9 protein-coding genes are annotated in these 9,651 nt (G+C 56.1%); all 9 read left to right on the forward strand.

What is annotated here, in order from left to right:
- The 9 genes from Q7U76_12585 (at position 1) to Q7U76_12625 (ending at position 9,463) form a co-directional block, all read left to right on the forward strand.
- On the forward strand, positions 1-930 hold the full coding sequence (locus Q7U76_12585) for a carboxypeptidase regulatory-like domain-containing protein (GenBank protein MDO8357219.1): 930 nt from the start codon (positions 1-3) through the stop codon (positions 928-930).
- A gap of 1,124 nt (positions 931-2,054) precedes the next feature.
- Complete coding sequence (locus tag Q7U76_12590; GenBank protein MDO8357220.1) at positions 2,055-2,243, forward strand: hypothetical protein; 189 nt, start codon at positions 2,055-2,057, stop codon at positions 2,241-2,243.
- 691 nt (positions 2,244-2,934) lie between these two features.
- Positions 2,935-4,623 (forward strand): ABC transporter ATP-binding protein, encoded by a 1,689-nt coding sequence (locus Q7U76_12595; protein MDO8357221.1) that lies wholly within the window; start codon positions 2,935-2,937, stop codon positions 4,621-4,623.
- Between the two features lie 102 nt (positions 4,624-4,725).
- Positions 4,726-6,123, forward strand: a complete 1,398-nt coding sequence (locus Q7U76_12600) for an ATP-binding protein (protein ID MDO8357222.1) — start codon at positions 4,726-4,728, stop codon at positions 6,121-6,123.
- Positions 6,120-7,478: a sigma-54 dependent transcriptional regulator gene (locus Q7U76_12605; GenBank protein MDO8357223.1), complete on the forward strand. Its 1,359-nt coding sequence runs from the start codon at positions 6,120-6,122 to the stop codon at positions 7,476-7,478. Before Q7U76_12600 ends, Q7U76_12605 begins: the two co-directional genes overlap by 4 nt.
- Positions 7,479-7,795: 317 nt before the next feature.
- Entirely contained in the window at positions 7,796-8,134 is a 339-nt protein-coding gene (locus tag Q7U76_12610; protein MDO8357224.1) for a hypothetical protein, read from the forward strand.
- Between the two features lie 406 nt (positions 8,135-8,540).
- Positions 8,541-8,738, forward strand: coding sequence for a hypothetical protein (locus Q7U76_12615; GenBank protein ID MDO8357225.1), 198 nt, complete (start codon positions 8,541-8,543; stop codon positions 8,736-8,738).
- Between the two features lie 67 nt (positions 8,739-8,805).
- Positions 8,806-9,126: a hypothetical protein gene (locus tag Q7U76_12620; protein ID MDO8357226.1), complete on the forward strand. Its 321-nt coding sequence runs from the start codon at positions 8,806-8,808 to the stop codon at positions 9,124-9,126.
- Between the two features lie 52 nt (positions 9,127-9,178).
- A complete protein-coding gene (locus Q7U76_12625; GenBank protein MDO8357227.1) occupies positions 9,179-9,463 on the forward strand; it encodes a hypothetical protein in 285 nt (94 codons plus the stop codon).
- Positions 9,464-9,651: the final 188 nt, after the last annotated feature.

The raw sequence follows: 9,651 nt of genomic DNA on the forward strand, positions 1-9,651 counted from the left end.
ATGCGTTCTGTAATTGCAGCAGTGATGTTAGCCACGATCGAATTCGGGAATCCTGTTTGGGCCTATGAAGAAATTGCCGTAACGGACGGAGGTAGCATCACGGGAATCGTGACCCTCGAAGGCCAGGTTCCCAAGCCGAAGGGCTACAACCTCACGACCTTGCCGGACCAATTCTATTGCGGGCGCATTTCTGATGGGCAAGGCTGGCGCATCTTGCAACCGTTCCAAGTCGGACCGGCAGGCGAGTTTCGCGAGGTCGTCGTCTATCTGGAAGGAATCGACAAGGGCAAGCCCTTCGTGGAAAAGAGCGTCCCGCAAATCGACGCGAAAGACTGCCTCTTCGTCCCGTTCACGACCGTCGTGCGGGACGATCAAACGGTGACGGTGGTCAACATGGACCCCGTCATGCACGACATTCAAGCCTATGAAACGTCGAATTTGGGTGCCCGCGTGCTGTTCAATGTGCCGTTGCCGATGAATCCGCAGCACCCGCGCAACTTCAAGGATCGCAGCGAAGCCGGGATGTACCACAAACACATGGCCGGCCCGCCGATGAAGCAATTGGTCAATCTCAGCAAAGGCCGCCGGATCTTCGTCATGCAATGCGGCTTCCACGCCTACATGGAGAGCTGGGGCGTGGCCATCACGAATCCGTACTTCGCCAAGACAGACGAGCAGGGCCGCTTCACCATGACCGATGTGCCGCCTGGCACCTATAAGCTGGTCATCTGGCATCCCTATATCCGTACCGTGACCGAGCAAACCGTCACCATCGGACCGAAGGGGACCGTGGAGGCCAATATCGCGGTCCCGGCCCCGACGGGGCGGCTCTACGCCAACGAGGTGCTGGACCATGCGTACACGCGCTATAACGTGACCGAGGAAACGAAGAAAGAAATCGATCCGATGATCCACAAGCAGGATCACTAGACAGGGACTGCCAAGGGTGCGAATCACCCAGCACCATAATAGATAGCCGGTATGGCATCACCGATGATACTCACCCCCATATTGTGCCGAACCTGATCCGGTCCATGTCCTCCTGGAGGACATGGACCTCTCTCTCTGAACCTATCTGCCTGTCTCACTAGTCACACCAGAAAATTTTCAATTCATGCTCCTGGATGGAGGCCTCAATTGTCTCAGGATGCTCAAAAAGGCCGTCCGGCAAGGCCGCAGCGAGTGAACAACTAAACCTTGAACGATGAACGCGGAACGATGAAGTGAACATAGTTCCTTGCTCATAATTCATCACTCACCGTTCAGCGTTTTCAGGCTGGCGGACTTTTTCAGCATCCTGTTAGGGGCCGATCTCCCTTCTCTGCACATGTCCTTCCGCCCTCGTTGAGCCGCAGTAATGGGTGATTCCTTCGCGCTGATACTCTAGGCCCTTCACTTTTTCCTGTTTGCAGGAGTCAGGAGCAGCGCTCCAACGTTGACCAGTAAACGGTCCCTCATCAACCATCTTGTGCACTGTCCGCACGGCGGCGAGCGGTCCACTCGAATTCTATGACCCACCCCCTCGCGTTTCCTCAGCCTGGTCTTACAGAGATTCCAATACCTGCAAAGTTTGCACGACTCACTCAGGAACGAGTGATCCCGCAACGTAAAGAAGCAGAACTTTTTTCTCGAACCTCTTTCAAATCCACTATATCGCTGGGTCAAAACGACAAGGCATGGGAGTTGCGTTGACGAATGCACTCCTCACGGTGCATGTCACCCCTTGCCAACGGGGCTATCGGTCAGGAGAAGGGTCGCACGATGGACGACACCCGAATCGAAACAGGCGGTATCACGAACAAGGAAATCCTGCGATGAGTGAATGTGAAACACTATACATAGAGCCTCCCGATCATCTCTGTGAGCGATGTGGCGACTCCAAGCCTCGACTGGTGTTTGACCAACTGAGCCTGCTCTTGCTCTGTGAGCCATGCCTAGAGCATGTGCAGCGGTCACAGGCCTGGTCTTTTCTGCGCGAAGACGAAACGGCGTGAGACGTGGATAGAGGCCACACCCATGTTCCTCATTTCAACCCGTCGTATCAATCCAGGATTGTGGAAGAAGAAGCAACGCTCCGCTGGCTTATCGCTCGCCAACCCCGCAGCCTCGAACGCTCCTATTACCTCCTCTTCCTGCTCGCAGCCAATGGGAAGGATGAGGAAACGATGGAGGAGTACCGACGAATTCTCAAGAACAGTCCGGACGATCAGATTGCTCACAGGCGAGAGAAACGATCCGCATAAAATGGTATCGCACTGCCCGCCGACAGGTCTCAGCGCGCCACGTCAGGAAAAACCATTGGCATCGCCTCTCTGGCCGCACCGGCTAGGGAGTCCTCTGCAATCTTTGCAGGTTGCAACCCAGGAGTCGGTAGACGGAGCATCGTGCAAAGACGGTGACGGGTTTGTGATGAGTTTCTTCATAAACGCAATGACATCGCCGTGCCCCGCGATGAGTGCGGGTTCAAGGCATGAACGTTGTGGTGTCGACGGTCGAGAGAGAAGGAGGCACGTCGAGCCGAACGGCCCATGAAAGAGGACACCCAGATTCAATATCTCGCCAATAAATTCACCGAATGGAGGTTCCTCACGTGCCACATACATCGCCGGCATTACCCGAAGAACAGCGAGCCATGTTCATGATCTGTGACCGATGCGCCCGACGGTCGACCACGCTTCAGTGTGACGATCTCACGTTGCAGGAACTCTGTCAGGACTGCCGCGACCGGCTGAGGCGCCGTCGCGAAATGGCCCCCCACCCAGCAAGACCGAAGAGATAAAAGGTCCCTCGTCTCGCTCGCTCTCGTGAAAGGGAGCTGTGCCGATCATGTGACGGAGCCATGTCAGGATCCATTCGCTCTCGCCCGAGTCTCGCGACCCGATTGCGTAGAAACACAGGTTGACAAGGCCTCATCATAACCGTAGGTTCTCCTGAATGAATCACGCGCCACCACAACCATCACGCGACGGATCGGCAGGCCGCGGCTTCATGGACGATCTCGCCAGGCTTGGGCTCTTACTGAGCCTCGAAAAGCGAGTCCTCGCCATTCTCGTCTCGTATGCCGTCGCGATCGGGCTCTTTTCGTTGATCATTCCGCTCACGGTTCAAGAGCTGACCAATACCTTTGCCTATGCCATCGAGCCGATCATGATCGTGACCTTTGCCCTGGTCATGCTCGTCGGGCTCCTCTTCATCGGGCTCTTTCGAGTGTTGCAAAATAGTGCTTCGGAAACGATCTTCCAACGGCTCTATGTTCGCATCGCGCTGGCGATGACGGAACATCTGCCACGCATCAGGCAAGAAGCGTTTTTGCCCAAACAGGCCTTTCGCTTTGTAGAGGCCGAGCTGTTGGCGCGAGCGGTCCTCGTCGTCCTCGTCGATGTGATCAACGTGCTGGTATCTGGCCTGACAGGCATGACCATCCTCGCCTTCTATCACCAGAATTTTCTCCTCTATGACGTCTTCCTCCTCGGTGGATTCGTGCTCGTCGCCGTCGCGTCTGGCCAGGGCGGAGTCCTGGCCACGAAAACCGTCTCGGACAAGAATTACGATGTCATGAACTGGATACAGGACATCGCCAATAATCGGCTTCATTTCAAGGCCAGCCTCAGTGCGCCGTTCTTAATCGAAAAAACGGACCACCTCCTCGACGAGTACTTGGCCGCACGTCGAACGCGAGCCAACATTCTGACATGGCGTCAGTACCGGAGCATTGTCGTCTGGGAGGCCATCTGCCACAGCGGCGCAATCGCCCTCGGAGGCTGGCTGCTGTCGATTGCGCAAATCACGCTCGGCCAATTTGTGGCAGCCGAAGTGATCGTGGGGACCCTGCTCCTGAATTTAGATACGGTGACCCGCCGGATCTATGCATTTACCTATATCCTGAGTTCACTCGGCGAACTGGATCGCGTCTTTGCTCTGCCGAAACACGACGCGTTCAGCGCCGGAGTCAACACCCATCTGCCGGATCCCGCGCTGTGCGGCATCCATCTGACATGCAAAGAAGTCTCATTCGCCTATCCCCACTCCCCACCTCTCTTCGAGCAAATCACGGTAGAAGCCGCTCCAGGGGAAAAGTTGGCAGTCCTCGTGCAATCCAACACGCAGAAGTCGACGTTGGCACTCGTGCTCGCCGGTCTCTATCGGCCAACCTCCGGTGTCGTTCGGTATAACAATGTCGATCTCCGCGATGTACCCATGGATTATGTCAACGGAGCACGTGGACTCGTGCTGGACTCGCAACCCACCCTGTTCGGAGGCACGCTGGAAGAAAATGTGACATTGGGACGGACATCGATTAGCTTTGAAGATCTCCAATGGGCTATTCGATTCGTGGAGCTGGAAGACGAGATCGACCGGATGCCCCGCGGCCTTGAAACGCGGCTTGAAGCAGCAGACACACGGTACACCAAGAGCCAAATCCTTCGTATTCTGGTCGCACGCGCAATCGTGACCCGACCCCACTTACTGATCTTCGATGGCACGTTGCACAACATGGAACCGAACCTGCGGCACACCCTCCTCCGACGACTCTGCTCGAAAGATGAACCCTGGGCGGCGATCTTCGTCTCAAACGACCCGACGATCGGGGAGTTCGTTGATCGACGTGTCCTCGTGAGATAAGAACCTTCCGGCCTCGCCGCAGAGGGCCAGGCCACAGAGTATACAGCCTGCGTCCTGCGTGCTAGCATAGACTCACACCCATTCCCGCCCTGGTTGAGGTAGATGTTTAGGCCTATCCCCACAGCCACCTTTTTTCGCAGAATTCCCTACAGGCTCATTGCCTCCGTGGTCCTCATGCTGGCTCTGGTGGTCTCAGTCATCTTGCTCTTCAGTTTGGAGCAGGAGAAACTGCTGCTCCAGGGACTCACGCAGGACAAAGCCGTGCCGACCGAATTGTTCCCCGCGCTGTGGCGGTCGCGCCACGATCTGATGGTGGTGACCTTGCTGGTGTTTCTAGTGAGCGCGATCGGGATCGCGGCGGTCATCACCTTCCTCCATTATGACAGCACCAGACGGACCCTCGAAGAAGTGAAGGGGCTGGCCCGGAACATCCTTGAGAGCATTCCGACCGGTGTGCTCACAGTGAATCGAAGCGGCGTGATCACGGCGGTCAATCCGACGGCAGAGGCAGTCCTCAAACGATCGGCAGCGGATTTGCTCGGGAATTCTTACGAATCCGTCTTTGCCGAGGGAGAAACCATTCAGGCGGTGCTTGAAGGAGCACTCAAGCATCATCAGCATGTCAGTCAAAAAGATTTGCCCTATGAGAGCCAGGATCGGACCCCGCACACGATCCGGGTGAGCACGGCCGAGCTCACAGGGGACGATGCAGAACCGGTCGGCGTCATCTTACAGGCCCAGGATGTCACCGACTGGCTCACGCTCGAGCAGCGAGTTCGCGTCGCAGATAAGCTGGCAGCCTTGCACACGTTATCCGCCGGGGTCGCGCACGAGTTGCGCAATCCCTTGAGCGCGATGGACCTGAATCTCCATTTACTGGAAGAGGACCTCAAAGAGAGCGGCGCGCTCGCAGGGCAGGCCACCCATTATATGCATGTCGTGAATGCCGAATGCCGGCGACTGACCGTCATCCTCGATAACTTCATGAAGTTCGCTCGGCCCGGCTCCATCGGCCTTCATCATCTGGATGTGCACAAGGTCATCGAGCACATCATCGCGCTCATGCAGTTCGAAGCCGAAGAACGCAAGGTACAACTCGAGCAGATGGTCGAAACGGATTTACCGCTCGTTCTGGGGGATGAGACCCAGATCAGCCAAGTGCTGATCAATATCGTGGTCAACGCGTTCCATGCCATGCCGGACGGTGGGCGCTGCGACATCGTCGCGGAAGCGCGCACAACAGACAAGACGCACTGGGTGGAAATTTCAGTCAGGGACACGGGTATCGGCATCAAAAAGGAAGACGTGTCTCGCTTGTTTGAACCGTTCTATTCAACCAAGTCCAGCGGAACCGGACTCGGTCTCGCAATTGCTTATCGGATCATGCAGGACCATGGGGGAACCATCCATGTCTCAAGCACGCCAGGCAATGGAACCACCGTCGTGATGATGTTTCCTGCGGCGCGCAGAGAGGCTCAAGCCATGGCAGTGACCTCATGAAGCCCCAGGCACACGTTCTCGTCGTGGATGACGAGATCAATATCCGCGGGGCGTTGGTCACAATGCTCGAGAAGAAGGGGCATCACGTGCGCGGAGTGGCCACGGCAGAGGAAGGGTTGGCACAACTGGAAGAGGCCCCCGCCGAGTTGGTCATCACCGACCTTCGGATGCCTGGAATCGGCGGCATGGAATTCCTGCGGCGTTTGAAAAACACATGGCCGGAGACGGAAGTCGTGGTGATGACCGCCTACGGGTCCATTGATACGGCCGTCGAGGCGATGCGCTGTGGAGCCTACGACTACCTCACCAAGCCCATCGATCGTGATCGGTTTCCTATTGTGGTCGACAAGGCGCTGGAGCGGCACGTTCTCGCGACCGAGAACAAGCAACTCCGAGATCGCCTTGAAACCAGGACTCGCTTCGATCGCATGGTTGGCGAGAGTGAGCCGATGCAGCGGATCTACAACCTGGTGGAGATGGTGGCGGACAGCGATGTCACGGTGTTGCTCACGGGAGAAAGCGGGACCGGCAAGGAACTCATCTCCCGGGCGATCCACCATAAGAGCCCCAGAGCCGACGGCCCGTTCATCACGATGAATTGCGGAGCCCTGCCGGACAATCTCTTCGAGAGCGAATTGTTCGGCTATGAAAAAGGCGCGTTTACCGGCGCCATGGCAACCAAGATGGGGCGGTTCGAACTGGCCGACGGCGGCACGCTGTTGCTGGATGAGGTAGGTGAGCTGTCCCTCAAGTCGCAAGTCGATTTTCTGCGCGTGTTGGAAACCAAAGAATTTAGACGACTGGGGGGAACCAAGCTGATCACGGTCGATGTCCGCATCATCGCAGCCACCAATCGCAATCTCGAAGAGGCGGTCAAACAGGGAGACTTTCGAGAAGACCTCTACTACCGCCTCAATGTCGTGCCCATTCGCCTTCCGCCGCTCCGCGATCGAGCGGACGATATTCCCCTGCTGGCAGACCGGTTTCTCGCGGAGTGCACGACCCAGCATCACCGTGAGCCGAAAGACGTGTCACGGGAGGCCATGAGGCTCTTGCGGTTGTATGGGTGGCCCGGAAATGTTCGCCAGCTCCGGAACCTCATGGAGCGACTGGTGGTGACGGTGAAGGACACGATGATCCAGCCGGAACATTTACCGGAGGAAATCCAGGCCAGCAAGGAAGACGTGCGGACGATGGTGGTGACGCTGGGAACCTCACTGGATCAACTGGAGCGAGAGGTGATTCAACGGACGCTAACAGAAATCACGAATCACCGAGAGAAAGCGGCCAAGCTGTTAGGCATCAGTCTCCGATCTCTCCAATATAAGATCAAAGAGTACGGTATCCGGGACTAACCATGCGTGCGGCTCGACCGTTTGATTCGAACGACCTCCCCTCGTCTGACTCGTTTCCTGCCTGACGCTCAACACATACGCCTGTACACTCGTCCCTACGCTGATGACGGATTCTGCAAAAATGACGGTATCTGCTTGCCTGGGCAGACGCGCGATCTGCAATTCTTGCAGAAGTCAATGAGCCACCGGAATGTAGGATCTATTGTCATCTGCAACAGAACCGTAACCCCTCGATTTCTATCATGTCCACTCTGCACGACTGAGAAGGCGATCCGCGGCATTCTCCCTGCACTAGTTCTTATCCGCAGGAGCGGATGATGACGTATACAAATAAGACCGGAGGGATCTTGAAAGAAGACGCCAAAAAGCGAACGGGTGTGGGCAGGGCCATGAACATCGGCACCCCATCAGCACAACCGACTGTAACCACCGGATCTGAGCCAGCCACGTCACCGACGAAGTGGGTCGCCCTGTTGCAAACGCGGATGGCGGACTGCCCCACGGATACCCTGACACGATGCACGCTCGCCGCGCTGCTGGAAGAACTGGACCAACCGGAGGAAGCCTTGTGCCATTGGAACGCAGTACTGGTCTACGATCCCAACAATCTGAACGCGCGAGCAGGGGTGACTCGATGCTGCCAACGAATCGGGTAACCGATGCAATCCGATCTGTGAGAAGACTCACGGGAACGATCTGAGGGAGCACCACAACCCAATAGACCGCCCTATTTCACGGTCCATGCAAAGCCAGTTCAAGACTGCCGCCCTCTGCAACCCATTCCATCTCTCTGAGAAGTTCATTCGCAAATCTTGCGCAGGCGAGAGAGCCTGATTGCCCGCCAGATTCTCGACTTCACCTCGTTTCTGCAGGAACTGCATCGGCCACCGGCTTGCGAAGCGCCTCCCCCTGCAAATAATGCAGAGGAACTTCCGGCAGCGCTCATACAATCTGCCTTGCGCTGCACGCTGATATCGTAAGTCCTCGATTTTCATCACGACAAGCCAGCCGAGACGCTTAAATACGATGCGGCACCTTCCATGCAGTACTCCCATGAGTGTGATGAGCAATCGATCGAAGATGGAACGGGGCATGGCCGACAGGAACGCAGGAAAACTTCCCCCTATTGAAAAAGTTCTTGCTGGTAGCTGTTTTGTCGCAATTGCGTCCTATGCGCTGTCTGAGTCAGCGTTCACCCTGACGATCCTCTCAGTCACACTGCTGGCACTCGTGGCGCTCTTCAAGAAAGCCTTGTCGTGACGACATCCGTTCCGGAACGGGAAAGTTGAATGATGCGTTTGGTAGCGCAACGAGCCGAGACGGTCAGATGAGTTTGAGAACAAACGAACAGCAGACTGGCGCCCTGGAAGCAGCTGGGTATCTCGCCGCCATTGCGATAGTCATCGGCAGTGTCGTGGGAGGGAGGAATGTCAATCTTCTCATCGCGTTGATTCTGCTAGTGGCCACGTACGCGGTACTTCCTGATGTCAGGGCACTGAGCCGGTTAAAGATTCCACATGAACCAACCGCGTCGGCTGAACGGACACTTCCTCCTCAGAAGCCTTTCATGAGGGTATCGTCTGGCTTGACCATCCCACAGATCCACGCGAACCAAGGAACTGAACGGACGTTACAGTACGCAGCGTAGTCCTGTGTACGGGGATTCATTCTTCAAGGAAACAGTGAAAAAACGAAAGCCAATGAACAGTGGGATCTCCGGAGCACTCAAGCAAACATCCCTTGACCATGCGACCGAATCATGGATCGATCGAGTGGCACGCCTAGAAAAACTTCTCATCATCTGTCCGGGGGATGTCCTGACCAGGTGTGACCTCGCTTCACTGCTGGAAGAACTGGGACAACAGGAAGAAGCCCTTTTCAACTGGAATGCGGTGTTGTCCTGTGACCAGAACAATCTCAAAGCAAGGGAGGGGATCATCCGTTGTCGGTATCGGATCGGGCGCCCCCTGCAGTCGAACATGTAATCTGAAGACTCATTCCAAGACCCTGATTGAAAACGAGGAGGATCCACATGCGTTCTGTAATTGCAGCAGTGATGTTAGCCACGATCGAATTCGGGAATCCTGTTTGGGCCTATGAAGAAATTGCCGTAACGGACGGAGGTAGCATCACGGGAATCGTGACCCTCGAAGGCCAGGTTCCCAAGCCGAAG

This window comes from Nitrospirota bacterium, assembly GCA_030645475.1.
Taxonomy (GTDB): Bacteria; Nitrospirota; Nitrospiria; order Nitrospirales; family Nitrospiraceae; genus Palsa-1315.

What these genes read in the sequence shown, in the direction of transcription:
- Q7U76_12585 (MDO8357219.1), top strand. Translation starts at nt 1, where the DNA reads ATGCGTTCTGTAATTGCAGCAGTGATGTTAGCCACGATCGAATTCGGG.
- Q7U76_12595 (MDO8357221.1), top strand. Translation starts at nt 2,935, where the DNA reads ATGAATCACGCGCCACCACAACCATCACGCGACGGATCGGCAGGCCGC.
- Q7U76_12600 (MDO8357222.1), top strand. Translation starts at nt 4,726, where the DNA reads ATGTTTAGGCCTATCCCCACAGCCACCTTTTTTCGCAGAATTCCCTAC.
- Q7U76_12605 (MDO8357223.1), top strand. Translation starts at nt 6,120, where the DNA reads ATGAAGCCCCAGGCACACGTTCTCGTCGTGGATGACGAGATCAATATC.
- Q7U76_12610 (MDO8357224.1), top strand. Translation starts at nt 7,796, where the DNA reads ATGACGTATACAAATAAGACCGGAGGGATCTTGAAAGAAGACGCCAAA.
- Q7U76_12615 (MDO8357225.1), top strand. Translation starts at nt 8,541, where the DNA reads ATGAGCAATCGATCGAAGATGGAACGGGGCATGGCCGACAGGAACGCA.
- Q7U76_12620 (MDO8357226.1), top strand. Translation starts at nt 8,806, where the DNA reads ATGAGTTTGAGAACAAACGAACAGCAGACTGGCGCCCTGGAAGCAGCT.
- Q7U76_12625 (MDO8357227.1), top strand. Translation starts at nt 9,179, where the DNA reads ATGAACAGTGGGATCTCCGGAGCACTCAAGCAAACATCCCTTGACCAT.